Raw genomic sequence first — 25,729 nt, forward strand, 5'->3', positions numbered from 1 at the left:
TGTTCGAGCTGATCGATGATGGTATCGGCGTCGAGGCCGGTCTATGCGGCGTTCGCCACGCCTGGTCGGGATCCGGTTGCGGTGTTCCTGCGGACCGTTTCCGGGGCCCCGACCCCAGCAACCGCATCGCAGCCCACTTCGACTCGTGCTGCTCAGCCGTATCCGCATCCCGATGTCGCGGCACCGATATCCTGACGATGTGCTGTCCTGCCGGATCCTCGGCCCGGTGGTAGTCGGGATCGACGGTACCGTCGTGGATCTGGGCGGTCCCACGGGTCGTCGTATGCTGGCAGCCCTGTCATTCGGTGACGGCGCACCGGTCAACGACGGCCGCCTGGCCGAACTGGTGTGGGGAGACGACCAGCCCCAGCACATGGCCAAAGCGTTGAGTGTCGTCATCTCCCGGCTTCGTCTCGCGCTCGGTCCGATCGGGCGGCGATACCTGGAACGCACGACCGCCGGTTACGCGCTGGTGATCCCGCCGGACTGGACCGACCGCGGTCAATTCGTCGCCGCGGTGGCGACGGGGTTGCGACAGCTGGCCGAGGATGACGCGGCCGCCGCGGTACAGACCTTCGAGTCGGCACTGACATTGTGGCGCGGCGATCCGTGGTGCGACCTCGGCGATTCAGTGGCACTGGCGGGCGCCCGGGCCAAGCTTGTCGAACTTCGTGAGGTCGCCGTCGAGGAGCTGCAGGCGGCGCGGTTGGCCTGCGGTGATATCGCCGGGGCGGTCGCGTCGTTGAGCGAGGCGGTCACCGAGGCGCCCTATCGGGAGCGGCGGTGGGAGTTGCTGGCGCTGGGCCTTTATCGCAGTGGGAGACAAAGTCAAGCGCTGGCCGAGCTGCGTCGCGTGCGGGAACTGCTCATCAACGAACTAGGCATCGAGCCGGGGCCGGTGCTGCGCTCGCTGGAACAGCAAATGCTGGCTCATGAACCGCGCCTGCTGGCCGTCGGATCGCCGAAACCGCCACCGGCGCGGCCCGAGTCCGCCACCCCGGCGGTCACCAAGCCGCTGTCGACGTTGATCGGCCGATCACGTGAGCTGCAACGGCTGGCCGAGTCGGTGGCGGAAAGCCGGATGGTGACCCTGCTCGGCCCCGCGGGCGTCGGCAAGACCCGGCTCGCGGTGGAGCACGCCGCTAATTCCGATCGCGAGGTGTGGTTCGTGCGACTGGCCGACGTGCGCACCGCCGAGGCGGTCATCGCTGCCACGGCGGAGGCCGTCGGGGTGGTCCACATCGATGACGCAGCCGTCTCGCAGCTGCGCAGGGTGCTGGAAAACCGCACGGGCCTAATGATTTTCGACAACTGCGAGCACGTCGTCGACGCCGCGGCGCAGCTGGTCCTGCCATTGTTGAACGGCTGTCCCGGGCTACGTATCCTGACCACCAGCCGGCGCGTGCTCGGCGTCGACGGCGAGCACATCATGCCCCTCGACCCCTTACCGATAGTCGACGAGCACGGCGGCGATGGCGCGGCGGTCGAACTGTTCCTCGATCGGGTACGGTCCAACCGCGCACGGTGCGACCTCGCGCCGGTCGAGCTCGACGCGATCCGCGAAATCTGCGGCTTGCTCGATGGTCTCCCGTTGGCGATCGAACTCGCGGCCTCGCGCGCACGAGCCTTCGGACCGCGCGACATCCGCACGCATTTGCGCGATCGCCTCGACGTCCTCGGCGCCACTCCGCTCGGATCGATCTCGCCGCACGCGAGTTTGACCGCCGCGATCAGCTGGAGCGTCGATCGGCTCGCGGCCGCGGACCGGGCATTCTTGTTGCGGCTGTGGCCGTTCGAGGGTGGGTTCACCTGGCAGGCCGCGATGGCGGTGCAGCCACCGGAGCACCGCGATCGCGCCGTCCTCGCGGTGCTTGCCGCACTGGTCGATTGCTCGGTCATCGGCGCCGACGTGACCACTCGGCCGACCCGATATCGCATGCTGGAGACCGTCCGGCGTTACTGCCACGACATCGACAAGGACCCGGCCGCCACCGAAGCCGCACACGCCGCCTGGGTGCGCCGCCTGATCGCCGGGTTCGTCGCGGAGGGGCCGTTTCTGCGGGTCGGCTCGGCGTTCCCGGCCTTGAGCGCCGAGCTGGCCAATATCCGCGTGGGCATCGAATACGACATCGAGCACGACCCGGTCGCGGCAATGTGGACCGCTTCCTCGGTCGAATGGGTCGAGATGGGTCTCGATGCGTTGCCGGGCGGAAAGCACTTGCTCGAGACAGCGCTGACAGCATGCCCGAGTTCCGCCGTCGTGGCGCGGGCTCGCGGGCTGATCGCACTGTCGTCCATCTGCTTCGAACGCGGGTACTCAGCCGAGGCTGTTCGCTTCGCCGATATGGCCATCGTCGAGTTGGGCGACGATCCGGCCGGTGATGAAGCGGGCCGAGTGCTGCTCGTCGCGCTGCTGAGGCGAGTCGGCGGCGCCTTGGTGCTCCGGGATGCGCGGCTCGCGCGAGCCACCGTCGACTGGTTCAAGGCCGAGAGCGCCGATAGGCCTATCGATCCCTGGATGCGGGCGAGTGCGATGCTCTGCGAAGGCTCGACGCTGCTGCTGGAGCGCAAACAGGCCGACGGTGAGGCGATGCTCAGCGCGGCGCGGGAGCACGCCGCGAAATGCGGGTTCACCTGGGTTCAGGGAACCGCCGACGTGGTGCTCGCGCGCAATCTGCTGCGCGCCGACCCGGACCCGGCCCTGGCCAGGACCGCCCTGCTCGCCATCGAACGCGCATGGACGGTCTTCGCGAAGCGAGGCAACGCCTTCGACTTGCTCGGCGTCATCTACGCCGGCGCCCACGCGTTGGCGACGCTGGAGCTGCGCGAACCCGCGATCGCGTTGCGCGCGTGGGTAATCGACCAAGCCATCCGGATCGGCGACGACCCGCAACGGTATGCCCACCTCGCCGGTCACGCGGGCGAGGAGCTTATGCGGTCCCTGCAGCAGGAGCAACACGGCTCCCCGGCCGAGCGAATGGGCCGCGCGTCGACCGCGGCCGAGCTCCACCAGATGTTCAGCGAAGCGGTGCGCAGCGTGCGCTGATTACGACCCGCTGTGGCGTCGGTGCGCATCAACTCTGATGGTGGCATTGTGGATTGGGTGAGCAGCTTGCCCTTTACCACTGACAACGACTTTCGCGTTTGGCGATACGGGGTCGGTCATAGCGAATTACTGTTACGCAGCAATGCCTTTGGGGATCTCGAGTACCGGGATGAGATCTTTTTCGAACGTGTAGAGCGGATGGAACTGGACTGTAATTTCACCGGCGGGTTGACTATCGCGCCCGTGCCCAGCCACGGTGACCTGGATGACGGTGCCGCTGTGCCCTTGTTGCTGCTGGAGCTGATAGGCGGCGTGTTCGGATCCGGTTTCGTCGCAAGTTCCAAGGTCACTGTTCGGCGCTTCCGGCGGGAAGGTGATGACGTCGTGTCCGACAGCGAGCTGTTCTCGGAGTATGCCAGTAACTCGGTGCACGGCGTGGGTGGCCTACCTCCCCGCCCAGGGGAGAAAGTTTTCGGTGTACCGGTGCTACGCAGGTTCGCACCGGAAAAACGCACGACAGCCCGGTACCCGCCGCCGCGGAACGGTCGAGGTCACGAGCCGCATGTCAGCTGAATCGTTCGCCGCCCCGGCTTCGTCGTGCTGCCGCGCCGCTGGTTGGTGGAACGCTCGCTGGCTTGGATCGGCCTGCGCCGCAGATGCATTCGCTACTACCAACGACTTCCCGAACATCCCGAAGAGCTGCCCCGCCCGGCACGCAACACATCGGCGTGGTCGATGCGGTCGGCCCCGGCCGGCATCGCGCTGATCGGCGCGGTCGGCTTGCCGTCCGGCCGAGTGCTCGGCGCAGGACGACCGATCGGAGCAGCATGATCTGACCGTCCCCATGGAATTGCTGGTCAGGAGTGGATGCGGGTCGCGACCGCTAGTCGGAGGTTGGCGCGCTGCAATGCGGCTCGGGCGGCGGCATTTTCGCGATCGGTCGTCAGGCGCTGTGCCGCGTCGGACTGTGCCGCGCGGGCCCTGGTCACATCGATGCGATCGGCGAACTCCAAGGCGTCGGCCAGCAGGCGGACCTCGTCGTCTCGCACTCGCACAATTCCACCAGTTCCGCGGCGGATATCCAGGCGTTTCGGATGCCGCGCCGGGGAAGATTGTGATGAGTTCGCCAGGGTATTCGTGGTCGAGGAGGTGATCGACATGCCGAAAGAATGGACAGCGAAACAGGATCGGCAGTACGAGCACATCAAGGATTCGGAGAAGGAGCAGGGCGCGTCCACCAAGCGGGCGAAGGAGATCGCCGCGCGCACCGTGAACAAGAATCGAGCCCAGGCTGGGCAGACCAAAACAGCCAGCCGCTCCTCGGTGCAAGACAAATCGCCGCAGCAGCGCGGTGGCGAGCGGTCGGGCACGAACAAGCCGAAAGGCCCGACTCGGGACCAGCTCTACAACGAAGCGAAAAAGAAGAACATCGACGGCCGTTCGAAAATGTCGAAGGCGGACTTGGCCCGCGCACTCGGCCGAAACTGAGTGACACACCATCGTCGGCGTACGGAGCCACCCGACGGGCGGCTCCGTACCGATGGGGTAACTCAGTCCGGCGGTTCCTGTACGTCCTCGGGGATGGACCCGGGAATGTTCGCGGCCAAATCATCGCTCCCGTCATAGCTACCGGGACCGAGGTCGCCGGCCGCGCGGCGGACCCCGTCGGGTGGTTGTGGTGCGGCACCGGTACCTGCGAGATCAGGTGACGCGCCGGGGCCGGGATCGGCGTTGTCGATCGCATCGATCGCTGCGCTGAGTTCATCGCGCAGGCGATCGGCCGTCGGCTCGTCTCCGGCGTCGGCGGCGGTGGTGATGTCTTGGCGTAGCTGGGCGATGACGTCGTGGGAAACCATGATGCTCCTCGCTTGTGGGCCTTCGTGGACAGGGGACCTGCCCGCGTCGGCTTCGGACGCGTGCTCATCGGATCGATGAATCCCGATCAGCCGCAGTTACGCGCTACCCACCGCGCTCAGGGGTAACCGGAGGGTCGCGGGAAAGTGGTGTGATCGTCCTCATGGACCAGGCGTGCACGTCCGACCAAGGCGATCAGATCTTGTCGTTACCTTCGTTGGCCGAAGGGTTGCCGGTGGAGAGCGACGTGCCACGCCGTTTGCCCCACCGTTTGCGCGACACCACTACCGCCACGACGAGCACCACCAAGGCGATGATCACGAGTATTTCCATGAGATGGCCCTACCCCGCACACCCATAGTTATTCATTGGGCAACGCCGATCATCGAGGGCGACGTACGCGTGGCGCATGCTTGACTCATTCCAGAACGCGGACAAGACTTTCGTGCGTGCCCACGGCCACGGAATTCCAGCAGATGCTCCGGGGGGTTTCACTGCGCGTCACCGCGCCTCGTGTCGCGGTGCTCAGCGCCGTGCACGAAAACCCGCACGCTGACACGGATTCGATCATCCACGCCGTGCGAGCCCGCCTGTCGGCGGTGTCGCATCAGGCGGTGTACGACTCGTTGCACACCCTCACCGCCGCTGGCCTGCTCCGATGCATCCAGCCGTCCGGCTCGGTATCCCGCTACGAGACGCGGGTCGGCGACAATCACCACCATGTCGTCTGCCGCGCGTGCGGCGTGATCGCCGACGTGGATTGCGCCGTCGGCGAGGCCCCGTGCTTGTCCGCGTCCGACGACAGTGGCTTCACGATCGACGAGGCCGAGGTCATCTACTGGGGTTTTTGCCCCGCCTGCGCGGCAGCACGTGCCGCCCCCACCGCTCCCTGACCACAGCCCGCACCACCCATGTAGGAAGGAATGCCGTGCCATCCGACAGCCGCCCACCCACTCCTGACACCGACACTCGAAGCGCAAGCGAGAGTGAGAATCCGGCGATCCCGTCTCCGACACCGCAGACCGACCATCGCCCCCGCACCAACAAAGACTGGTGGCCCGAGCAGATCGATGTCTCGGTCCTGCATGCTCATTCGTCCAAGTCGAACCCGCTCGGTGCGGACTTCGACTACGCCGCGGAGTTCGGCAAGCTCGACGTCGACGCGCTGAAGGCCGACGTGGCGGCGGTCCTGACCAACTCGCAGGACTGGTGGCCCGCCGACTACGGAAACTACGGCGGCCTGTTCATCCGGATGAGCTGGCACGCGGCGGGCACCTACCGGATGGCCGACGGACGCGGCGGCGGCGGTCAGGGCGCACAGCGCTTCGCACCGCTCAACAGCTGGCCGGACAACGCCAACCTGGACAAGGCGCGCCGCCTGCTGTGGCCGGTCAAGCAGAAATACGGCAACAAGATCTCCTGGGCCGACCTGCTGGTGTTCGCCGGCAACGTAGCCCTCGACTCCATGGGGTTCCAGACCTTCGGCTTCGGCTTCGGCCGCCCCGACATCTGGGAGCCGGAAGAGGTCTTCTGGGGTCCCGAGGACACCTGGCTCGGCGACGAACGCTACAGCGGTGACCGGGAATTGTCCGGCTCGCTCGGTGCCGTCCAGATGGGCTTGATCTATGTGAATCCGGAGGGACCGAACGGCAGGCCGGACCCGGTCGCGTCCGCACGGGATATCCGAGAGACGTTCGGCCGCATGGCGATGAACGACGAGGAGACGGCCGCGCTGATCGTCGGTGGTCACAGCTTCGGTAAGACCCACGGTGCGGGTGACGCCGATCTGGTCGGCGCCGAGCCCGAGGCCGCGCCCATCGAGCAGCAGGGTCTCGGCTGGAAGAGCGGCCACGGCACGGGCAAGGGTAAAGACGCCATCACCAGCGGTCTGGAGGTCGTCTGGACCGCCACCCCGACGCAGTGGAGCAACGGCTTCCTGCAGAACCTGTACGGCTACGAATGGGAGCTGACCAAGAGCCCCGCCGGTGCGTGGCAGTGGCAGCCGAAGGAGGGCGCGGGCGCGGGCACCATCCCGGATCCGTTCGGCGGCCCCGGGCGGGTACCCACCATGCTGACCTCGGACCTCGCGCTGCGCGAGGACCCGATCTACCGCGAGATCACCCACCGCTGGCTGGATCATCCCGAGGAACTGTCCGTGGCGTTCGCCAAGGCCTGGTACAAGTTGCTGCACCGCGACATGGGTCCGGTCAGCCGCTACCTCGGTCCGTGGGTCCCCGAACCGCAGCTGTGGCAGGACCCGGTTCCCGCCGTCGATCACGAACTGATCGACGAACAGGACACCGCGGCGCTGAAGAGCAAGGTGCTCGAGTCCGGCTTGTCGATCTCGCAGCTGGTGAAGACCGCGTGGTCGGCCGCGTCGAGCTTCCGCAGCACCGACAAGCGTGGCGGGGCCAACGGCGCCCGGATCCGCCTGGAGCCCCAAAAGAGCTGGGAGGTCAACGAACCCACCGAGCTCGCCAAGGTGCTGCCGGTCTTGGAGCAGATCCAGCAGGACTTCAACAGCTCGGCGGGCGGCGGGAAGAAGGTGTCGTTGGCGGACTTGATCATCCTCGCGGGATCCGCCGCGGTCGAGAAGGCGGCCAAGGACGCGGGGCACGACGTCACGGTGCCGTTCGCGCCCGGACGCACCGATGCCTCGCAGGAGAGCACCGATGTGGAGTCGTTCGCGGTACTCGAGCCGCGGGCCGACGGGTTCCGCAACTATGTGCGGGCCGGCGAGAAGGCGCCGCTGGAGCGCCTGCTGCTCGAACGGGCATACCTGCTCGACGTGACGGCTCCGGAGCTGACGGTACTGATCGGCGGCCTGCGTGCCCTCGGTGCCAACCACGGCGGCACCGAGCACGGCGTCTTCACCGACCGGCCTGGCACGTTGACCAACGACTTCTTCGTGAACCTGCTCGACCAGAACACCGAATGGAAGGCGTCCGAGTCGGCGGAGAACGTCTATCAGGGTTTCGATCGGTCCGGTAAGTCCACCTGGACCGCCACCGCCAATGACCTTCTCTTCGGGGCACATTCGCAATTGCGTGCTATTTCGGAGGTCTACGCGCAGCAGGACGCCGGCGCGAGGTTCGTGAACGACTTCGTTGCCGCCTGGGTCAAGGTGGTCAACAGCGATCGGTTCGACCTCGCCTGAGCATCGCGACAAGTACCGGGCCGGTCCTTCAGGGCCGGCCCGGTCTCGTTCCGATCAGGCCTGACGTGCGCGATTGCCAGATAGCGGGCCGGGTAAGCGGCGGGTATGGAGCGGCGAGATCGGATAGCGGAGCCTTGGGGTAAGCGCACGCCGTACGGTGCGGGCGACAGCTGGCCTGCCCGTGTGGATTTGTACCTCGCCGCTGGCGTGGACGCTGCCGCTGTTCGGTGGGTGCAGTCGGCATCGGTGTTGCATTCCAACGGTGACGGCTTGGATATCGCGGTCCAGGACGGCGCGATCGTCGGGGTTCGTGGCCGCGTGGCCGATCGGGTGAATCGCGGTCGATTGGGCCCGAAGGATCTGTTCGGCTGGCAGGCGAACGCCGCACCCGATCGCCTTACCCGTCCGCTGATCCGCCGGGACGGCGAACTGGTGGAAACCGATTGGGACACCGCGATGGACCAGATCGTGCGGCGGAGCACCGCGCTATTGGCCGAACGCGGAGCCGAGGCGATCGGTTTCTACACCTCCGGACAGTTGTTCCTCGAGGAGTACTACACCTTGGGCGTGATCGCGCGCGGCGGTATCGGCACCAACCACCTAGACGGCAATACTCGACTGTGCACGGCGACCGCGGCCGAAGCGCTGAAGGAGTCCTTCGGCAGTGACGGCCAGCCCGGCTCCTACTCCGACATCGACCACGCCGACGTGATCGCGTTGTACGGCCACAACGTGGCCGAAACCCAAACTGTGCTCTGGTCGCGAATGCTGGACCGGCTCGCCGGACCGAACCCGCCGCGCCTGATCTGCGTGGATCCGCGGCCGACGCCGGTCGCCGCCCACGCGACGGTGCATCTCGCGCCCTTGCCTGGTACGAACGTGGCGCTGATGAACGGGCTGCTGCACGAGCTACTCGCCAATCACTGGATCGATGACGACTACATCGCCGCGCACACGGTCGGGTTCGCTGAATTGCGCTCGTGCGTGGCGGATTACCCGCCGGAGGCGGTGGCGCGGATCTGTGGCGTCGAAGCCGCCGCACTGCGCGAGGCGGCCCAGATACTCGGTACCGCAAGGCGTCTGCTGTCCACCGTGCTGCAAGGGTTCTATCAGTCGCACCAGGCGACGGCAGCGTCGGTGCAGGTCAACAACATTCATCTGGTTCGGGGGATGCTCGGCAGGCCTGGTTGCGGAGTGCTGCAGATGAACGGCCAGCCGACCGCGCAGAACACCCGTGAGTGCGGCGCCGACGGCGACCTCGCCGGTTTTCGTAACTGGGCCAACGATGCTCACGTCGCCGAGCTGGCCGAGCTGTGGAATGTCGATCGTGCGCACCTGGCCCACGACGAACCGCCGACCCACGCGATGAAAATCTTCGGCAAAGCCGAGGACGGCAGCCTCGGGATGCTGTGGGTCAGCGCGACCAATCCGGCGGTGTCGCTGCCCGAATTGGCCAGGGTCCGTGCGATTCTCGCGAAGGAAAGCCTGTTCCTGGTGGTGCAGGACATCTTCCTGACCGAGACGGCCGAGCTGGCGGACGTGGTCTTGCCCGCAGCGGCCTGGGGTGAGAAAACCGGGACGTTCACCAACGCCGATCGCACAGTTCACCTGTCCGACAAGGCCATCGAACCACCGGGGGAGGCCAGATCCGACCTCGACATCCTGCTGGACTACGCACGCCGGATGGAATTCCGGGACAAGGATGGCGACCCGTTGCCGGCCTGGCACGATCCGGAGTCGGCGTTCGAAGCATGGAAGAAATGTTCGGCGGGGCGGCCGTGTGACTACACCGGGCTGACCTACGCCCTGCTGCGCGGCGGATCGGGCATCCAATGGCCGTGCACGACAGCGCATCCCGAAGGAACCGAGCGTCTGTACGCGGATGGGAAATTCTGGAGTGCGCCGGACTACTGCGAGACCTATGGGAAAGACGTTGTCACCGGCACACCACTGGACGCCGAGGAATACCGTGCGCTGAATCCGGACGCGAAAGCGATAATCAAGGCGGCCGAATACCATCCGGCCAAGGAACGTCCGGGCGCCGAGTTCCCGCTGGCGTTGATCACCGGCCGCACTCTCTATCACTTCCACACCCGCACCAAGACCGCCCGCGCACCGCAGCTCGAGGCCGCCGCTCCGGAAGTGTGGGTGGAGATCTCACGCCACGACGCGGACGAACTCGGCATCGGCGAAGGCGACCTCGTCGAGGTGTCGTCGCCGCGTGGCAGCCTGCACGCCAAGGCGCGGCTCAGCGGGATCCGCCGGGGCGTGCTGTTCGTCCCGTTCCACTACGGCTATTGGGACGGCGATGGCTCCGGCCATCATCGTGCGGCCAACGAACTCACCCCGACGCTGTGGGATCCGGCGTCGAAGCAACCGCTCTTCAAGACCAGCGTGGCCCGCGCGCGACGACTCGAACGTGCCGCCGGGCCGTCGCCGGCGCCGACCACCGCGGCATCGGCGCCGCTCGACCCCGCGATCCCAGCGACCGTAGGCGGCTCGGCCGCCGCGGTTTACGAGGCCTTCCCGGCTGCTGCGCGATAAGCCACTATCGCGGGGCGCCGACCAGGTCCCATCGCTGAGCCGCGTGGTCATAGCTGATGTGCCCGGCCGTGGCGAAATCGTCGAGCCAGCCGCGCATCGGCCAGCGACCCCAGCGGCGATGGAAAGTTGTTGCGTTGGTGAGGATGTCGGCGAGGTGCTCGATCGGCGGGTCGGAGACGGGGTGGTGCTGGTGATAGGCGTCCGCGCCGCCGACCCAGCGCAGGCGTGCGCCCACGGCGGCGGCCTTGTAGGCGAAGTCGGTGTCCTCACCGCCGTAACCGTGATAGCGGGTGCAGAAGCCGCCGATGCGGCGCCAGGTGTCGGCGGTGACGGCGAACGACAGCGACCAGAAGAGGTCGAAATCGGTGCTGTCGCTGTGCGTATGCGGCGGTGGGTCCGGCCGCGCCGGATGTGGGGCCCGCTGACGGCGCAGCGTCGAAAGGTCGTAACCGCCGAGCGGAGCGGGCGGCAGATAGGTCACCGGTCCGCACAGCAGTAGCGATTCGGCGGCCGCGGCGGCCTGGTAGCGGTCGATCAGGCCGGGGTCGGGGATGCAGTCGACGTCGAGGAAGACGAGGAGTTCGGCGCCGCCCCCGATCGCGGTCGTGGCACCCAGGTTGCGGGCTTGCGCCAGCGGCAGTCGCGGTGGCCGCGCGTCCATCCAGACGCCGTGCGCGGCGTGCCGCCGGCAGAGGTCGAGGACTTCGGGATCACCCATGGCGACCACGATGTGCCGAAGCGGCGTCGTCGTGCTCTGGGCGAGCCCGCGGAATTGGTTGCGCAGGTGGTTGATTCGGCCCGACGCCAGGGTGATGACCGTGGTTTTCACGCGACCGGTGCGCACGCGGTGGGCTGGGCACCGGCGCGGGCCACCTGTTCGATGACGGCGGCCGCTCGGGCTGCGGCACCCTGCGTGCGCCACTCGCACCAACGTCGCGCGTCCAGGCGCAGCGCGGATTCGATGAGCGCGGGCCACTCGTGCGGCGCGGGCCATGCGTCGACCGTGACCGCGAGGCCCGCGTCGGCGAGAGCTGTCGCGGTGGCGTGCTGTTCGCCGAAGGGCCGGTCCGCGGGAATGAGGACCGCGGGTTTGGCGGCGGCCGCGATATCGGCGACCGCACCCTGCCCCGCGTGCGCGATGACCACGTCGGCGACACAAAGGCGCGGCCAGAGATCGTCTACCCAGTTGTCCAACCCGGCTGTGCGCCAACGATATTGCGGATGGCGGTCGGCGCATTCGCGAACACTGGCGGCGGTGAAACGGCTCCCGCCGGCGCCGGCGAGGACCAGCACGGTCGGCCGCGCGGGGCGAGCGCGCCGCGCGCTCGGTTGCCGCGCCGCGAATCGGCTGACGCCGCCGAGGTAGTGGGTTTTGTCCGCGTAGGCGTGCAGCCAGGACGGGTCGTAAAGCGCTCGTGGCCAGGCGGCCAGTAGCGCGTCGGCGATGTCGTGCACAAGGTTGTGCGGGGCGTCGGTGCGGGTACCCGGCAGGACCATGGTGATCACGGGCACGCCGTGCAGCCTGGCCAGCAGCGCGACTTCGACAGACACGTCGACCACGATGGCGGCGGGCCGTTCGGCGGCGATCCAGTCCGAGATGGTGGTCATCCGATCACGCAGTCCCGCATCGCCTTTGGGAACCCAGTGCAGGCGGTCGGCGGCGGTGGGGTCCAGCACGTCGGCCGCCGCGTCGTCCGCTGGTAGCACGACGGTCCGAGCGAAAGCCGAGTCGTCGATCGATCGGGACGTGAGGGCGGTGACGGGCGCCGCGAGTTCGGCGCAGATGGTGCGAGCGCGGATGTGATGGCCGGCGCCGTGATGATGGATGTAGTAGCCGATCATGCTGCCCCCTCGCGGGTTTCGCTGTAGTCCGGGGTGGCGATGAGTTGGTGGTAGTGCTGCAGGTAGGTGTCGACCATGGCGGTGATGCCGCACGATGCTTCGGCTCGGTCGCGTGCGTCGGCGCGCGCGAGCGTCGCGGCCTGTGCCGCGCCCGCGGCCAGGGCGTCGATGTCGCCGGGCGCGACGAGCCTGCCGCAGTCCGAATCCACGATCTCCGGAATCCCGCCGCGCTCGAACGCGACGACCGGCGTGCCGCAGGCGAGCGCCTCCGCGACGACCAGGCCGTACGGCTCGTCCCACAGCGGGGTGACGAGCGCGGCAGCGCACGATCCGACCAGACGGGCGAGCGCGGCCTGGTCGAGATGACCGTGATAGCGCGTGTTTTCGTCGAGCTCGGGCTCGATGGTGTCGCGGAAATACCGGGCATCGCTGATCGGGCCTGCCAGGTGCAGCCGCCGCCCGGCCCGGCGCGCCGCGGCGACCGCGAGGTGGGCGCCCTTCTCCGGGGTGAGCCTGCCGAACCACACCAGGTCGACGCCACCGGAACCCATCGGCCACGCGCGCAGGTCGATCCCGTTGGGCACGACGCCGGCGACCCGCACGACCTGGCGCCACGCTTGCGCGGTGTGCTTGCTGACGGCGACGAAAGCCGAGCCGAGCCCTTTGCTGACATCGAGTGCCGATTCCAGCCAGGGTGTCGGCGGCGTATGCAGGGTGGTCAGCATCGGGACGCCCAGCGTGGGGGCCATCGCGACCGGCAGATAGTGCAGGCTGTGGTTGTGGATGACGTCGAACGACGTCGGCCCGATCGCGCTGAGCTCGGTCATCACCGTCAGATAGGCGTGGTGGTCGGCGAGAAACTGTCTCGGCGGCATCGACGAATCGGCGGCCGCGGCGGCACTCGGGCTGAACGCGCGCACCCGCAACGCCGAATCCGCGGCCGCGCCATCGCTGCCGTCGGCGGCGAACAGGGTCACCCGGTGACCGCGCGCCTGCAAGGCGCGGGCCAGGTGCCACACGTGCGCTTCGAGCCCACCGGCGAAGGGTTGCTTGATCGGGTGCCGGTTGGAGGCGAGCAGCGCGACGGACAGACCGCTGGCCGCCGTCATCGGGCCAGTGCCTGTTCATAGATGGCGCGGTGCGCGGCGGCCAACTCGGTACGCTCGGCTCGGCGTGTCGGCCAGTCGGCACGGTCGGCGCTGCCCTCGTACACCGCACGGACCGCGCGCTCCAGCGAACGGGCGTCGAACTGGGCCTCGTCGAAATCGAAGACCGCACAAGGCCGTTGCTCGGCATAGCAGCCGCAGCTCGGCGCGATGACCGCGGTGCCGAGGTCGTAGCAGGCCTCCAGCCACCCCGAATGGGTGCCGAAACGGTACGGCAGCAGAGACGCGGTCAGCGACGAAAGATACTGCCACAGTTGATCATCGGTGAAGTATTCGTGGATGCGGACCTCGACTCCGGTCCGACGGCCGACATCGACGATGGCCGCGCCCGCGTCCGGGTCGTACCAGTGGTTGCCCGGATCGAAGAGTTCGTCGTGCAGGTCGACGCGCAGCACCGCGCCGGGCAGTGTGGCGATGGTGTCGGCGAGCACGTCCAGGATCGGCAGTGGATCCATATTGGCGCGAAGGCTTTTCGCGTGCACGCCGAGCACGAAGGGCTGGGCCGGCCGGGGCAGCTCGACGAGTTCCTGCCGCACGACGTGCGGATGGCGCAGCACGTCCGGTCGCCGACCCCATTGCCGCTCGATCTGCGCCGCCGCGGTAGGGGTGAGGGTGATGATCCGGTCGGCGGCCGGAATGAGCACGTCCAGCTGTTCTCGATGGCCGCGCGGATCGGGTTGGTGCGGGTTGCGGAGGTCGTGCGCGGTGTAGATCAGCGGCTTGCCGTGATCGCGCAATTCGCCGACGATGTCGGCGAGCATCTCGGTCTCGACCGAGTCGAAGCCGAAGTGCACGTGGAACACATCGAAGCTGCGGTGATTGCGGCGGATCCACTGCGGGTCGAGCATGACCGGTGGCCACCAGCCGCCCGGAACCGTGCGGCCGTCGGCCGGTCGCGGATCGGGCAGCCGCACCACGCCGTCGTGCCCGTCGACGGGCGACAGATGCCGGACGTAGACGTGCGACGCGGGCACCGACGCGACCCGCAGTGTCGTAGTGCGCGCGTGCGGTTGCGCGCTGGCGACGGCGGTCATCCCGACAACGATTCGGCGAGAACGACATCGGACTTCCACGGAGCACCGGTGTCGATAGTGGGCCGTTCATCTTCGAGGATCGGCATGGCTTCGCACCCCTTTCCGGATGATCGTGTGGCTCGTTTGCCGCGAGGTTGATCTAGGTGCGCCATTCCACCCTGCCGGGGTGGTTAAACCGTCGAACCGTTTGCGGTGCCGGATGTGTTCGCGCTACGCCGGTGACGGTCCGGGAGGAGCCAGGGCTTGTCCACGTAGCGAGCTCAGGATGCTCCGGGTGCATTTCCGCGGCGGCGGGCCGAGTCATCGAGGGGATCCCTTTTTCGGACTTCGCCGAACCGGCGGTTTGTCGCACTGACACACAAACCCTGGCCTGGTTGGAGCGGCGATCACCGGGTAGGCGGTGCGGGAACAGGAATTGTCTGCCGTCAGGAGGAGATCGACCATGGGTTTTCCCGAACAGCAACAGGAAGTTCCGGGCGTGCAGTCGCGGATGTCGCCCCCGCCGGACTGCGGCGAGGCGAGTTACCGGGGTAGTGGGAAATTGACCGGTAAGGCAACGGTGATCACCGGGGCCGACAGCGGTATCGGCCGTGCGGTTGCCATCGCGTTCGCGCGGGAAGGTGCCGACGTATTGATTTCCTATCTCAATGAGGACGGGGATGCCAAGGAGGTCGCCGAGCTCGTGGAGCAAGCCGGTCGCAAAGCGGTACTGGTCCCCGGTGACATCTCCGATCCCGGCCACTGCCGGGAGGTGGTCGCCCGGGCCGTCGCGGAATTCGGTCGCATCGATGTACTGGTCAGCAATGCCGCCTACCAGATGACGCACGAGACGCTCGAGGAGATCCCGGACGAAGAATTCGACTACACGTTCAAGGTCAACGTGGGGGCCTACTTCTATCTGGTGAAGGCGGCCTTGCCGCACATGGCGTCCGGCGCGTCGATCATCGGTAGCTCGTCGGTGAATTCGGACATGCCCTCGCCGACCTTGGCGCCGTACGCGGCCACCAAGGCGGCCATCGCCAACTTCTCGGCAAGTCTCGCTCAACTGCTGGGGGACAAGGGCATTCGGGTCAACAGTGTCGCGCCCGGGCCGATCTGGACGCCGCTGATTCCGTCGACGATGCCGGTGGAGAAGGTGACCCAGTTCGGCGACGACACGCCCCTCGGACGCGCGGGCCAGCCCGCCGAGCTCGCCCCGGCATACGTGCTGCTGGCCTCGGACGACGGCAGCTACATCTCCGGCGCGCGGATCGCCGTCACTGGCGGCCGCCCGATTCTTTGATCAGTGCATTTCCCCGATCACCCAGTCAGGAGACCGAATATCATGACAAATCCGACCGCCCTCGCGTTGGTGTGTACGTTGCAGAAGTCGCCCGCGGAATCCAGTAGCGACCTCATCGCCCGGCACGCGCTGGACGCGCTGGCCGAGAGCGATATCAAGGGTGAGATCGTGCGCGTGGTGGACTACGACGTGCACCCGGGGGTCCGCACCGACGAAGGTTCCGGCGACCAGTGGCCCGACATCAGGGCACGCATTCTGTCCGCGGACATTCTGCTCATCTCGACGCCGACGTGGGTGGGGCACATGTCGTCGGTCGCCCAGCGGGTGCTCGAACGGCTGGACGCGGAATTATCCGAAACCGGGGACGCGGGAAGGCCTTCCATGGTCGGCAAGGTCGGCATCGCCGCGGTGGTCGGTAACGAGGACGGGGCGCACAAGATCGTCGGCGACCTGTTCCAGGCCCTCAACGACATCGGATTCTCCGTTCCTGCCCAGGGATGTACCTACTGGAACGGGGAAGCGATGGGCGGCACCGATTATCGAGACCTCGACCCGGTGCCGGACCGGATCGTGTCGGCGACAAAAGCCATGGCGCGCAACGCCGCTCATCTCGCACGGCTGCTGGGCGCGGGGGTTTACCCCGCCTACGAATAGCAGTCGCCGATGCCGCTGCGGGGAGGGGTTTTCGGGCCGACACTTCCGCCGGAGGTCGGCTCAACCGACTTCGATCGCGCTCTCCCGCCGGGCGCGCGCCGCGTTCACGACCGCGAGCACGCCGCCCAGGGCGACCAAGATGAGTCCGCGCAGCCAGACTCCGCCGTCGATTCGAGTGAACAGGAAGAGGCAGGAAGCCAAGCCGAGCCACGGAACGACGGTCGGGATCCGGAAGTGGCCGGGTTCGCCCGCTTCGCGACGCAGCACGAGCACCGCCGCGTTGACGCCGGTGAAAACGAACAGCAGCAACAGCACCAAGGTGGCGGCCAGCGAGTCGACCTGTCCGGTCAGCGCCAGGATCAGCGACAGGGTGGCGGTCGTGAGGATCGCCACCCATGGTGTTTGTCGCCGGGGCAAGATTCGCCCGAGGACCGGCGGCAGCAGGCCGTCGTTGGCCATGCCGTACGCCAACCGCGAGGACATGATGCCGGTGAGCAGCGCACCGTTGGCTACAGCAACCAAGGCGATCACGCTGAACAACCATTCCGGTACCGCACCGGCGATCCGGACGACCTCCAAAAGGGGCCCGCTGGACCGGGTCAACTGTTCGGTAGGTACGCAGGCACTGGCGACAACACCGATCAGCACATACGCCGTACCGGCGGTGAGTAGCGCGCCGAACAGCGCGATCGGATAGGACCGCCGTGGATCTTTGACTTCTTCGGCCAGGTTCACCGAGGTCTCGAACCCGACGAACGAATAGAACGCCAATACTGTGCCGGCCAGCACCGCGCCGACCGCGCCGTGCTCCGCGGTGCCCACCTGGGCGAGCCGATCCAGATCGGCGTCGCCTCGCAGTATCACCCACGCACCGAGTCCGATGATCAGGACCAGGCCACTGAGTTCCACCAGCGTGGCCGCCACGTTGGCGCCCAGGGACTCTTTGATGCCGCGGATGTTGAGCGCGGCGAGCAACACCAGGAAGACCACGATGACGACCAGGGTCGGCAACGTGACCAGCTCCTGGAGGTAGTCCCCGGCGAAGGCCCTGGTCAGCGCGCCTACCGAGACGATGCCTGCGGCGAGCATACAGAAACCGATGAAGGAGCCCGCCGCGGGACCGAACGCGGTGGTGACATAGTGCGCCGAGCCGCCCGCCCGCGGATATTTAGTGGCCAGCTCGGCGTAGGAACCGGCGGTGAGCGTGGCCAGCCCGAGGGCGACGAGCAACGGCAGCCAGACCGCGCCACCCGATTCGCGGGCGATCGATCCGACCAGTACGTACACCCCGGCTCCGAGGACGTCCCCGAGAATGAAGAAGTACAGCAGGGGAGTGGTCACCGCGCGCTTCAACCCGACAGTCATGCGGTGTCAATACCCAGCAGTTCTCCGTCGAAGCTGAAACGGCAGCGGATCATTCGCTGCCGCGACTGCGTCGACGGTGACTGGTGTCGCAGAGCGGGTAGTTCTTCGAACGTTTGCACAGGCACAAGGCGACCTGGAATCGGTCGCAGGTCATTCGGGTGCCGTCCGCGCGAATCACTTCGACCGGGCCTTCGATGAGCGCGGGCCCGTCGTCGGTGAATGTTATTCGCCGCCGGTCATTTTCGGGTCTTGTCGGCACGGATCACCACCAATTCCTCGTACTCTTGCCCGGTCTGGATCAGCCCCGACGCGAGCAGGTGGTTCGAGCACCGGCGCATCACCGGTCCGAACGGGATGGTCGCGCGGGCGACCGCGGCGGCTTTCAGCCCGCCGTCGCGCAGTTGGGAAATGGTCAGGTCAGGGTCGGAGACCGTGGAGTGCACGATCAGTGCGGTGCCGTTCGCGGACAGCAGTGTGGGAGTCAGGGCGCAGAGCCGGTCGAGAATCGACCTGCCGTCCTGGCCGGCATGCCAGGCCCGGGTGCGTCCCCGCACCGGCTCTCGATGGTGCGCGGGAACGTAGGGCGGGTTGGCAAGTAATACGTCGAATCGGCGGTGTGCCAAGGTCTTTTCGAAGTCACCGCAGAGTATTTCGGCTTTGATGCCGTGCAGGCGGCAGTTGAGCCAGGTGGCGGCGGCCGCTGCGTGCGAGATATCGACCGCGGTGACCGAGCTCGCCCCGGCCAGGCCGGCGTGCACCGCTAGTGCGCCGGTCCCGGAGCAGATATCCACGGCCCGGCCGCCGCGGGGCAGCGCCGCTTCGGCCAGCGCCTCCGCGAGCAGCCAGGTGTCCGACTGGGGCCGGTAAACGTTTGGGGTGCGGATCAACATCACCTGGCGGAAATGCCCTGACGTTCGAGGTCTAATCACGGTCCCCGAGCGATGTCAGCAATGAGGTGCCGTCCGCGCGCCATCGGCCGAGCACATGATCGGCGAAACGGTCCTCGAGCAGGTTGGTCACCTGAATTCCGAAGACCACGGAGGCCCGCAGCTCGGGTTCGCGAGCCAACAGGTCGTCGATCACGGCGCGCATCACCTGCTCGTGCACCGCGTCGGCTTCGACGTGTTCGTGATAGAACAGCGCGCAGGCCGGGTCGGCGTCCCAGCGGCCCAGTGCCTGGGCCATCCGGGCGGCACCGGGCGGGGAGGTGATCTCGACGGTCGCGAAATGCCCGACCAGCGCGCCCCGCCAGGCGCGATGCAGACCGAACAACGACATCATGTCGACCAGCGCGAGCATCGGCGCTGGCACGATATCGAGATAGTGCAGATAGCCGGGGTGCAGCCCGGCGCCGGCCAGCAGGTCGGCGTAGAGCTGGGCATGTACGCGCTCGCCGCGCCCGCCGCCGAACTCGTCGAACTCCACCGCGACCAGCGATGCTTTGGCTTGACCACGCAACCGGGGAATCACCCACGCGTACGGATCGGCTTCTTTGTGATGGTAGATCGACCGATGCACGAAATACTCACGCAGCTGCCATAGTTCGCCCTCGTCGCGCAGGAACACGCTGAGCCCGGTTTCCTCGGCCGGGACCGTGAGCAATTGCTCGAGCTCGGCGTGCAGGTCGGTCCCGCCGACGACGTCGTCGTGCAACGCGCGCAGATAGTGCTGCTCCATGGCCGCACGCAACGCGAGCAATCCCGGATCCCACTCCCAGCCCTCATCGACCGCGCCGTAGCCGTGGTAATGCAGCTCATAGCAGGTGTGCAGAGCCAGCTGGAAGTCCTCGCCGTAAGGGTCCAGGTCGGGCAGTGGCGGCGGAGTGCTGCCGGGAGCCCGGGACAACACATCGATGACCCCTGCGGACAGCTCACCACGTGGTGCGGGCAAGGTACCGATCTCGGTGACGTGGGAGGTAGTCATAGCGTCGGCGTACCCCAGCGCAGGCGTTCGACGCGGCGAACTCCTGAGACCTTGCCCGCATCCGCGGGATCAGTCGCCGTATTCGGCGGCCCTTGCCCAGACTCGATGCTCCGGCAGGAGAGCGGACAAGGCATCGAAGGCGGTGGCGACGGTGTCGGCCGCTTCGACACCGGCGGAGCCGTCCGCGATCCCGGCGGCGCGTACCGCGTCGGCACCGGCCGGGGTGTAGGCGATGCCCTTGAGGTGGCGGTGTGCCTCCTGAAGGAGCAGGGCCAGCCGAGGGTCGCCGACGGTGCTCGCGATCACGAGCGAGTCGAATTCGACGGAGCGGGCGGTGTCGAGGGTGCGCGACACCACTACCTGCTGTTTGCCCTTCACGAGTTCACCACCGTGCGAGGCGATGACCAACGGTGTCATCGACTGACCGGCGATGGTGACGAGCGTGTCGGACAGGTCCGCGAGGTCGGTGCCTGCGTCGGCGAAAATGCCGATGATCCGGCCCTCGCTCGGCCAGGTGCCACCGATCTGGGAGAGCGCGGGCGAGACCGCCACCTTGATCTTTTTGCCTGCCTTTCCCGGCAGTGGCAGGCCTAGACCCGCTGCCACGGTCTGGGCAAGCTGCTCGTCGATCTGGCGCAGCACGGTCACCGCTCGCTGTTTGATCGCCTTCTCGTAGCATTTGCCCAATTCGAAGGTGTAGGCCTTGGCGACGTGCGCTTGTTCGATTGATGTCAGGCTGGCGTAGAACATTCGAGCCGAGCTGAAGTGGTCGTCGAAACTCTCGGGAGCTTCGCGCACCTTCTTTCCCGCGACCGCTTCGGGATATTCGATCAGCGCGGCGTCCTTGTTGCCTGCCAGGAACGGGCAGCCCCCGTCGAGACTGTTGGGGCGGTACGGCGCGACGCCGGAATGCACTGCGGTCTGGTGCATTCCGTCGCGGAACATGTCGTTGGTGCCGACGTGCGGCCGGTTGATCGGGAGTTGCGCGAAGTTGGGCCCGCCGAGGCGCGAGATCTGGGTGTCGAGATAAGAGAACAGGCGACCTTGCAGCAGTGGGTCGTCGGTGTGGTCGATACCGCGCACGAGGTGGCCCGGGTGAAATGCGACCTGTTCGGTCTGCGCGAAGTAGTTGGCCGGGTTGGCGTTCAGCGTCATCGTGCCGATCACCTGCACCGGCGCCAGCTCTTCCGGGACGAGCTTGGTGGGATCGAGCAGGTCGATCCCCTCGAAGGTCTGCTCCTCGTTGTCGGGAAACACCTGGACGCCCAGATCCCACTGCGGGAACGCGCCGGATTCGATGGCGTCGGCGAGATCGCGGCGGTGCATGTCCGGATCGACGCCCGCGGCGATCTGGGCTTCTTCCCACAGCAAGGAGTGCACGCCCAGTTTCGGCTTCCAGTGGAACTTCACCAGGACGGTCTTGCCCCGGGCGTTGATGAGGCGGAAGGTGTGGACCCCGAAGCCCTCCATCATGCGATACGAGCGCGGGATCCCGCGGTCGGACATGTTCCACAGGGTGTGCGCGGTGGCCTCGGTATGCAGCGTGACGAAATCCCAGAAGGTGTCGTGGGCGCTCTGCGCCTGCGGGATCTCGCGGTCCGGATGCGGTTTCGCCGCATGCACGATGTCGGGGAACTTGATGCCGTCCTGGATGAAGAACACCGGGATGTTGTTGCCGACGAGGTCGAAGACGCCCTCGTCGGTGTAGAACTTGGTCGCGAAGCCGCGGGTGTCGCGTACCGTGTCGGCCGAACCACGGGATCCGAGCACCGTGGAGAAACGCACGAAAACCGGTGTCTCCTTGCCCTTTTCGAAGAGCGAGGCGCAACAGATCTTCGCCGCGGCACCGTTGGCGGTGAACACTCCGTGCGCCGCCGCGCCCCTGGCATGCACGACCCGCTCGGGGATGCGCTCATGATCGAAGTGGGTGATCTTCTCGCGCAAATGGTGATCTTGCAGCAGCAGCGGCCCGCGCGGGCCTGCCTTCAACGAATGATCGGTGTCGGTCAGTCGCGCACCCTGCGCTGTGGTCAGGAAGGCGCCTTGCTGACCCATCGCCTCGGCCGGCGCGTCGACCGGCGCGCCCGTGGGGGTGCTCGGTCGGGGAGCCGCCTGGTCGGGTTTCGGCGGCAACGGCTCGCGGGGCTTGGTCGGCTCGGTGGCCTGCGCCGCCTCGCCGGCAGGTACGCCTGGGGCAAGGGGCTGCGGAGCGGCCTTCGACGGGCGGGTGGATCCGGGCATGTGCTGACACCTCCTGTGCAGAACGGGCTGAAAGGCTCTCATCGGCGGTCGCGAACTCGGCGTACGCAGTCCTGACTGCCGGACCGGCTATGCCCTTCCAGGTGGAAAACAAACAGCTGCGTGCCCGGACAACGACTCTCGGACTTGCATCGTTTTCTCATCGTTTTGTCGCGGCATCGACGGGTATGCACGTAACGTCCACGGCCGCAACACCTCACAACTCGGGCCGTAGTGGTCCCAGACCCCGGCCACACGCCCGCTATGGCGGCGAGCAAATTCCGCGCCGCCGCACGAACGATCAGCTGGATCGTTCACCGGCCGACAATCCGATGCATGGGAGTTGCCTGATGAGCACTATTACCGAATCCGTCGATGTGAAGGCCACCGTCTCCACGGTCTACAACCAGTGGACCCAGTTCGAGTCGTTCCCGCGCTTCATGGAGGGGGTCGAGGAGATCCGCCAGCTCGATGACACCCACACCCACTGGAAGATCAATATCGCTGGCGTGCAGAAGGAATTCGACGCGACGATCACCGAACAGAACCCCGACGAACGGGTCGCGTGGGCGTCGGACACCGGTCCTACGCACGCCGGGGTGATCACCTTTCATCGGCTCGACAACGACACCACCCGGGTAACCGCCCAGCTGGATATCGACCCGGACGGGTTCGTGGAGAACGTCGCGGACAAGCTCGGCATCCTCGACCACCGGGTGAAGGGCGATATGAAGCGATTCAAGACGTTTATCGAGAACCGCGACGGTCACGAGACCGGCGCGTGGCGTGGCGACGTAGGCCGGCCCGCCCAGAACTGAGCACCGTGGTTCGGCCCGTGCACGGCGGGCCGAACCGCCCACGTCAGAAGAGTTTTCGCGATGGCCCGCCAGTCCGGGCGGACGCTGTCGCCCGGTATCGAGCGAATTGATAGTTCACCGTTTTTTCCCAGGTGCGCAAGGGTATTCCGTCAGTAAGCGGATGTGTCTGCGGCAAGGCGGTATTCGGCGAGCGAACGGAGGGTGACGGTGCACGCTGTTACAGGGAGCCCGGCGCACGTGGACAAGCTGGAGTTCGACCTCGAGACAGTAGGTTTGCGGGAGGTCCGGGCGGCGGCGCGGCGCCTGCTGTCCGGTTGTCCCGGTGTAGTGGTCGAGGACGCGGTGCAGGTGTGTGACGAATTGGCCTGCAACGCACTGCGGCACGCCCGCCCCGCCGGCGCCTGCCGGTTACTCATGACCGGCGCCGCGCGGTTCCGGGTGGAAGTCGACGACGCCTCGCCCGTGCGGCCGTGGATCCGCAGGCCCGATCACACGGGTGGTCGCGGGTTGCTCCTGGTCGAGCGGTTGGCCGCGTGCTGGGGTGTCGACTATCACGGCGACGGTAAGACCATGTGGGCCGAACTCGGGGACCGGTGAGCCGCTCGATTATCCGGCTCGCTCGTCGGGAGTCGCTTCGTGAGCGGGCTTTCCGTATGCCTCGGCGATACCCGCTCGACGGCAAATGATGCAGTAGTGATGCGTACGAAGGTGCGGCGTTCGGCGCGCGGACCGCGCGCCGAACGCCTTTCGATCAGTTGAGTCCGGTGACTTCCTGGGCGATCGCCGCGAGCCTGGTCTGCGCGGCCGAGACGACACCCTGCCGGTTCTTGTTCGCCTCCTCATAGGCGAGGATCGCGCGCACCTCGCCGGGATCGGTCAACTCCTTGATCGCGGCCACCGCCGCCGCGACGTTCAGCTCGTCGTAGTCGTCGACCGGCAACTCCCTCGACTCGAGGGTGCCGGTGGCGGTTCGGAAGGAATGCAAGGCGTCGGCGGCGGTGCCTGCCCCTTCGCGGCGGGTGACCTGCTCGGCCCGCTCGAGCGCCGCGTCGCGGGACGCGGTGAGCGTCTTGACGGCGACATCGCCGAGCTGGGCGCCCCGGTCGAGCAGTTCGCCGAGCGCGGGCGGCGCGGCGCGGAACACGTCAAATGCCCGATCCAGGCCGCGCGCGGTCCAGGTGACCGGGATGGTGGCGAACTTGACCACCGTCCCGGTGGCCGTCTGAAATGGCGTGTGGCGCAGGGCAGCCGGGCCGCCGAGCGCCTCCTCAGCCAATACGGTGGTCAGCCAGGCCACGGTCGCCGAGTGCGCGGTGATCAACCGCTCGGCCAGGTCCACCACCTCGGGGCGCTGGGCGGTGGTCGCCAGCGCCTTGATGTAGCGGGCCCGATCGAGCAGCTGATGCTCGAGCGTGAGATCGCCGAGCAGGGCTTCGTCGAAGGGTTGGGCCTGCTCACCTACCGCCTTGACCGCGGCGGCGGCCCGCCCGAGCAGGGGGCCGACCAGCGCGGGGACGGCGCCGAGCTCGCGGACGGCCGCCTCGATGGCTTCGGCCCTGACGCGGGCGTTGTCCGCGTTTTCGGACAGCTCGCGCCGCACGGCCTCGGTCCTGGCCTGGGCGATTCGAGTCTCGGCGATCTGGATTTCGGTGTTGGTCAGATCGCGGACGGCGCGCAATTGCGCCAGCAATGTAGCGGTTTCGGGTGTACTCATGGGGATCTCATCCTTGAATCGACACATCGGATTGATCGGCGCAACAGTGCACCGTTAAAGGTCTACCCAGTGCTGCTGTCTGAAACCTTGCGGCTCAGACAGTTTGGTTGTCGAGGGGCTGAGCGTGCCGCGCAGGCGAGTTGGCGGGGGCGCCGCATCCGTCGTTGCGTGGACCAGCGCCTGCCGCACCATGTTCAGACGTTCCGCGAGAATCGGGGTCGATTGCGCGGGTTGGCCGGGCGGATCGCCGGCACATCGAATATTGTTGATCGGCGCGACGGTCGCCCTCTAAAAGCGCAGGGGTCCGACCCGGCCGCGGCTAGGAATAAGGACGTATTGCGCATGACTTGCGACTACTCCAACGATGCCCGTGCGGTGCGGGCATATTTGCGCGAGGTCGACTTCGCGGCGGTGCTCACGGTCGACGGCGAGGTGGATGCGGCATCGGCGCCGCTGCTGCGGAACGCGATCGACAACGCGCTGGGTAACACACCGTCGGTGCTGGTGGTGGATCTGTCCGGAGTGCGATTTTTCGGTTCTGCCGGGCTGAGCGTGTTGCTGGCCGGGGCGGCGGCAACGGGGGGCGGGTTGCGTGTGGTGGCTTCACCGCCGGTGCGGCGGCCGATCGAGGTGACCGGACTCGGCACTGTCCTCAATGTGTTCGATGACCTAGCGCAAGCGTTGGGGACGCATGACGAGTCGGACGCCCCTTCCGAGGCTGCGATTTAGCCGGGTACGCGTTCGACGATATCTATGCCAGTTGGCATAGGTTATCTGACCGTTTAGAATAAGAACTGTTCGTCGGATTATTTCCGTCGACGGGTGATCCGGGTCGTTCCGGGCTCACCCGGTCTTCGCAGGCCTCGACCATCTGAGGGAGGACACCGTAATGACAACCATCCCGGCCGGCAGCGCCCTCGACCGCGCCGGACAGCGCATGCTCGCCGACGACCGCGATGCCGGGTCGGCCGCCACGCACCAGTTGGCCGAACCCGCACCTACCGGGTTCGCCGATCGCATCGACCAGGTGTGGCTCCCGCCGCCCGGCGATGACGACTACTACTGCCTCGCTTACTGATCACCTCGACCCGC

The 25,729-nt window shown here is 67.1% G+C and carries 25 protein-coding genes; 12 read left to right on the top strand and 13 right to left on the bottom strand.

The annotated features are described in order from the left end of the window. Window positions 1-145: 145 nt before the first annotated feature. Both ACIBCN_RS21760 and ACIBCN_RS21765 read left to right on the top strand, forming a co-directional pair. Complete coding sequence (locus ACIBCN_RS21760; protein WP_396993434.1) at window positions 146-3,046, top strand: ATP-binding protein; 2,901 nt, start codon at window positions 146-148, stop codon at window positions 3,044-3,046. A gap of 57 nt (window positions 3,047-3,103) precedes the next feature. Beyond that, window positions 3,104-3,619, top strand: a complete 516-nt coding sequence (locus ACIBCN_RS21765) for a hypothetical protein (protein WP_396993435.1) — start codon at window positions 3,104-3,106, stop codon at window positions 3,617-3,619. A 284-nt stretch (window positions 3,620-3,903) separates the two neighbouring features. Here the strand turns inward: ACIBCN_RS21765 and ACIBCN_RS21770 are convergent, their stop codons facing one another. Continuing rightward, entirely contained in the window at window positions 3,904-4,095 is a 192-nt protein-coding gene (locus ACIBCN_RS21770; RefSeq protein WP_396993436.1) for a hypothetical protein, read from the bottom strand. A 109-nt stretch (window positions 4,096-4,204) separates the two neighbouring features. On the opposite strand from ACIBCN_RS21770, the gene ACIBCN_RS21775 reads away from it, so the two are divergent. Next, window positions 4,205-4,534 carry a plasmid stabilization protein gene (locus ACIBCN_RS21775; protein WP_396993437.1) on the top strand — a complete coding sequence of 110 codons (330 nt, stop codon included), beginning with the start codon at window positions 4,205-4,207 and terminating at the stop codon, window positions 4,532-4,534. Window positions 4,535-4,596: 62 nt separating this feature from the next. On the opposite strand, the gene ACIBCN_RS21780 is transcribed toward ACIBCN_RS21775, so the two are convergent. Both ACIBCN_RS21780 and ACIBCN_RS21785 read right to left on the bottom strand, forming a co-directional pair. Then, window positions 4,597-4,902 (bottom strand): hypothetical protein, encoded by a 306-nt coding sequence (locus ACIBCN_RS21780; RefSeq protein ID WP_396993438.1) that lies wholly within the window; start codon window positions 4,900-4,902, stop codon window positions 4,597-4,599. A 193-nt stretch (window positions 4,903-5,095) separates the two neighbouring features. Next, window positions 5,096-5,233 carry a hypothetical protein gene (locus ACIBCN_RS21785; RefSeq protein ID WP_396993439.1) on the bottom strand — a complete coding sequence of 46 codons (138 nt, stop codon included), beginning with the start codon at window positions 5,231-5,233 and terminating at the stop codon, window positions 5,096-5,098. 143 nt (window positions 5,234-5,376) lie between these two features. Between ACIBCN_RS21785 and ACIBCN_RS21790 the strand changes: the two genes are divergently transcribed. The 3 genes from ACIBCN_RS21790 (at window position 5,377) to ACIBCN_RS21800 (ending at window position 10,601) form a co-directional block, all read left to right on the top strand. Beyond that, window positions 5,377-5,793 carry a Fur family transcriptional regulator gene (locus ACIBCN_RS21790; RefSeq protein ID WP_396993924.1) on the top strand — a complete coding sequence of 139 codons (417 nt, stop codon included), beginning with the start codon at window positions 5,377-5,379 and terminating at the stop codon, window positions 5,791-5,793. Window positions 5,794-5,828: 35 nt separating this feature from the next. After that, complete coding sequence (gene katG, locus ACIBCN_RS21795; protein ID WP_396993440.1) at window positions 5,829-8,057, top strand: catalase/peroxidase HPI; 2,229 nt, start codon at window positions 5,829-5,831, stop codon at window positions 8,055-8,057. A 105-nt stretch (window positions 8,058-8,162) separates the two neighbouring features. Beyond that, complete coding sequence (locus tag ACIBCN_RS21800) at window positions 8,163-10,601, top strand: molybdopterin oxidoreductase family protein (RefSeq protein ID WP_396993441.1); 2,439 nt, start codon at window positions 8,163-8,165, stop codon at window positions 10,599-10,601. Window positions 10,602-10,605: 4 nt separating this feature from the next. On the opposite strand, the gene ACIBCN_RS21805 is transcribed toward ACIBCN_RS21800, so the two are convergent. Genes ACIBCN_RS21805 through ACIBCN_RS21820 form a run of 4 tightly spaced genes read right to left on the bottom strand, consistent with a single transcriptional unit; the run spans window position 10,606 to window position 14,643 of the window. Next, window positions 10,606-11,430: a glycosyltransferase family 2 protein gene (locus ACIBCN_RS21805; RefSeq protein ID WP_396993925.1), complete on the bottom strand. Its 825-nt coding sequence runs from the start codon at window positions 11,428-11,430 to the stop codon at window positions 10,606-10,608. Then, window positions 11,427-12,443: a glycosyltransferase gene (locus ACIBCN_RS21810; RefSeq protein WP_396993442.1), complete on the bottom strand. Its 1,017-nt coding sequence runs from the start codon at window positions 12,441-12,443 to the stop codon at window positions 11,427-11,429. The genes ACIBCN_RS21805 and ACIBCN_RS21810 overlap by 4 nt, the downstream gene beginning before the upstream one ends. Beyond that, window positions 12,440-13,552: a glycosyltransferase gene (locus ACIBCN_RS21815; RefSeq protein WP_396993443.1), complete on the bottom strand. Its 1,113-nt coding sequence runs from the start codon at window positions 13,550-13,552 to the stop codon at window positions 12,440-12,442. The genes ACIBCN_RS21810 and ACIBCN_RS21815 overlap by 4 nt, the downstream gene beginning before the upstream one ends. Then, window positions 13,549-14,643: a glycosyltransferase family 1 protein gene (locus ACIBCN_RS21820; RefSeq protein WP_396993444.1), complete on the bottom strand. Its 1,095-nt coding sequence runs from the start codon at window positions 14,641-14,643 to the stop codon at window positions 13,549-13,551. Before ACIBCN_RS21820 ends, ACIBCN_RS21815 begins: the two co-directional genes overlap by 4 nt. Before the next feature lie 442 nt (window positions 14,644-15,085). Between ACIBCN_RS21820 and ACIBCN_RS21825 the strand changes: the two genes are divergently transcribed. Together ACIBCN_RS21825 and ACIBCN_RS21830 are read left to right on the top strand one after the other, a co-directional pair. Next, entirely contained in the window at window positions 15,086-15,925 is an 840-nt protein-coding gene (locus ACIBCN_RS21825; protein ID WP_396993445.1) for an SDR family oxidoreductase, read from the top strand. A gap of 42 nt (window positions 15,926-15,967) precedes the next feature. Further along, window positions 15,968-16,579: a flavodoxin family protein gene (locus tag ACIBCN_RS21830; protein WP_396993446.1), complete on the top strand. Its 612-nt coding sequence runs from the start codon at window positions 15,968-15,970 to the stop codon at window positions 16,577-16,579. 60 nt (window positions 16,580-16,639) lie between these two features. On the opposite strand, the gene ACIBCN_RS21835 is transcribed toward ACIBCN_RS21830, so the two are convergent. The 5 genes from ACIBCN_RS21835 to ACIBCN_RS21855 form a co-directional block, all read right to left on the bottom strand. Then, a complete protein-coding gene (locus ACIBCN_RS21835) occupies window positions 16,640-17,944 on the bottom strand; it encodes an APC family permease (protein ID WP_396993447.1) in 1,305 nt (434 codons plus the stop codon). 49 nt (window positions 17,945-17,993) lie between these two features. Further along, window positions 17,994-18,203: a CDGSH iron-sulfur domain-containing protein gene (locus tag ACIBCN_RS21840; protein WP_396993448.1), complete on the bottom strand. Its 210-nt coding sequence runs from the start codon at window positions 18,201-18,203 to the stop codon at window positions 17,994-17,996. Continuing rightward, window positions 18,181-18,834: a HemK2/MTQ2 family protein methyltransferase gene (locus ACIBCN_RS21845; protein ID WP_396993926.1), complete on the bottom strand. Its 654-nt coding sequence runs from the start codon at window positions 18,832-18,834 to the stop codon at window positions 18,181-18,183. The genes ACIBCN_RS21840 and ACIBCN_RS21845 overlap by 23 nt, the downstream gene beginning before the upstream one ends. A 31-nt stretch (window positions 18,835-18,865) precedes the next feature. Next, window positions 18,866-19,867: an iron-containing redox enzyme family protein gene (locus tag ACIBCN_RS21850; protein WP_396993449.1), complete on the bottom strand. Its 1,002-nt coding sequence runs from the start codon at window positions 19,865-19,867 to the stop codon at window positions 18,866-18,868. 69 nt (window positions 19,868-19,936) lie between these two features. Then, entirely contained in the window at window positions 19,937-22,108 is a 2,172-nt protein-coding gene (locus tag ACIBCN_RS21855; protein WP_396993450.1) for a catalase, read from the bottom strand. Between the two features lie 347 nt (window positions 22,109-22,455). Between ACIBCN_RS21855 and ACIBCN_RS21860 the strand changes: the two genes are divergently transcribed. After that, window positions 22,456-22,923: an SRPBCC family protein gene (locus tag ACIBCN_RS21860; RefSeq protein ID WP_396993451.1), complete on the top strand. Its 468-nt coding sequence runs from the start codon at window positions 22,456-22,458 to the stop codon at window positions 22,921-22,923. Window positions 22,924-23,130: 207 nt separating this feature from the next. After that, the gene (locus ACIBCN_RS21865) at window positions 23,131-23,520 is read left to right on the top strand and encodes an ATP-binding protein (protein ID WP_396993452.1); all 390 of its coding nucleotides are present in this window, start codon (window positions 23,131-23,133) and stop codon (window positions 23,518-23,520) included. A gap of 154 nt (window positions 23,521-23,674) precedes the next feature. Here ACIBCN_RS21865 and ACIBCN_RS21870 read toward each other — a convergent pair whose 3' ends face one another. Further along, a complete protein-coding gene (locus ACIBCN_RS21870; protein WP_396993453.1) occupies window positions 23,675-24,637 on the bottom strand; it encodes a ferritin-like domain-containing protein in 963 nt (320 codons plus the stop codon). Window positions 24,638-24,805: 168 nt separating this feature from the next. On the opposite strand from ACIBCN_RS21870, the gene ACIBCN_RS21875 reads away from it, so the two are divergent. Beyond that, a complete protein-coding gene (locus ACIBCN_RS21875; protein ID WP_396993454.1) occupies window positions 24,806-25,366 on the top strand; it encodes an STAS domain-containing protein in 561 nt (186 codons plus the stop codon). 160 nt (window positions 25,367-25,526) lie between these two features. Next, window positions 25,527-25,715: a hypothetical protein gene (locus ACIBCN_RS21880; protein ID WP_396993455.1), complete on the top strand. Its 189-nt coding sequence runs from the start codon at window positions 25,527-25,529 to the stop codon at window positions 25,713-25,715. The last annotated feature ends 14 nt before the right edge of the window (window positions 25,716-25,729 follow it).

It is taken from the genome of Nocardia sp. NPDC051052 (assembly GCF_044456045.1).
GTDB lineage: Bacteria > Actinomycetota > Actinomycetes > Mycobacteriales > Mycobacteriaceae > Nocardia.

Coding starts and splice junctions, on each gene's coding strand:
- ACIBCN_RS21785 (WP_396993439.1), bottom strand. CDS start 5,233: ATGGAAATACTCGTGATCATCGCCTTGGTGGTGCTCGTCGTGGCGGTA.
- ACIBCN_RS21825 (WP_396993445.1), top strand. CDS start 15,086: ATGGGTTTTCCCGAACAGCAACAGGAAGTTCCGGGCGTGCAGTCGCGG.
- ACIBCN_RS21845 (WP_396993926.1), bottom strand. CDS start 18,834: ATGTTGATCCGCACCCCAAACGTTTACCGGCCCCAGTCGGACACCTGG.
- ACIBCN_RS21870 (WP_396993453.1), bottom strand. CDS start 24,637: ATGAGTACACCCGAAACCGCTACATTGCTGGCGCAATTGCGCGCCGTC.
- ACIBCN_RS21780 (WP_396993438.1), bottom strand. CDS start 4,902: ATGGTTTCCCACGACGTCATCGCCCAGCTACGCCAAGACATCACCACC.
- ACIBCN_RS21880 (WP_396993455.1), top strand. CDS start 25,527: ATGACAACCATCCCGGCCGGCAGCGCCCTCGACCGCGCCGGACAGCGC.
- ACIBCN_RS21830 (WP_396993446.1), top strand. CDS start 15,968: ATGACAAATCCGACCGCCCTCGCGTTGGTGTGTACGTTGCAGAAGTCG.
- ACIBCN_RS21855 (WP_396993450.1), bottom strand. CDS start 22,108: ATGCCCGGATCCACCCGCCCGTCGAAGGCCGCTCCGCAGCCCCTTGCC.
- ACIBCN_RS21800 (WP_396993441.1), top strand. CDS start 8,163: ATGGAGCGGCGAGATCGGATAGCGGAGCCTTGGGGTAAGCGCACGCCG.
- ACIBCN_RS21815 (WP_396993443.1), bottom strand. CDS start 13,552: ATGACGGCGGCCAGCGGTCTGTCCGTCGCGCTGCTCGCCTCCAACCGG.
- ACIBCN_RS21775 (WP_396993437.1), top strand. CDS start 4,205: ATGCCGAAAGAATGGACAGCGAAACAGGATCGGCAGTACGAGCACATC.
- ACIBCN_RS21810 (WP_396993442.1), bottom strand. CDS start 12,443: ATGATCGGCTACTACATCCATCATCACGGCGCCGGCCATCACATCCGC.
- ACIBCN_RS21820 (WP_396993444.1), bottom strand. CDS start 14,643: ATGACCGCCGTCGCCAGCGCGCAACCGCACGCGCGCACTACGACACTG.
- ACIBCN_RS21850 (WP_396993449.1), bottom strand. CDS start 19,867: ATGACTACCTCCCACGTCACCGAGATCGGTACCTTGCCCGCACCACGT.
- ACIBCN_RS21790 (WP_396993924.1), top strand. CDS start 5,377: ATGCTCCGGGGGGTTTCACTGCGCGTCACCGCGCCTCGTGTCGCGGTG.
- ACIBCN_RS21835 (WP_396993447.1), bottom strand. CDS start 17,944: ATGACTGTCGGGTTGAAGCGCGCGGTGACCACTCCCCTGCTGTACTTC.
- ACIBCN_RS21860 (WP_396993451.1), top strand. CDS start 22,456: ATGAGCACTATTACCGAATCCGTCGATGTGAAGGCCACCGTCTCCACG.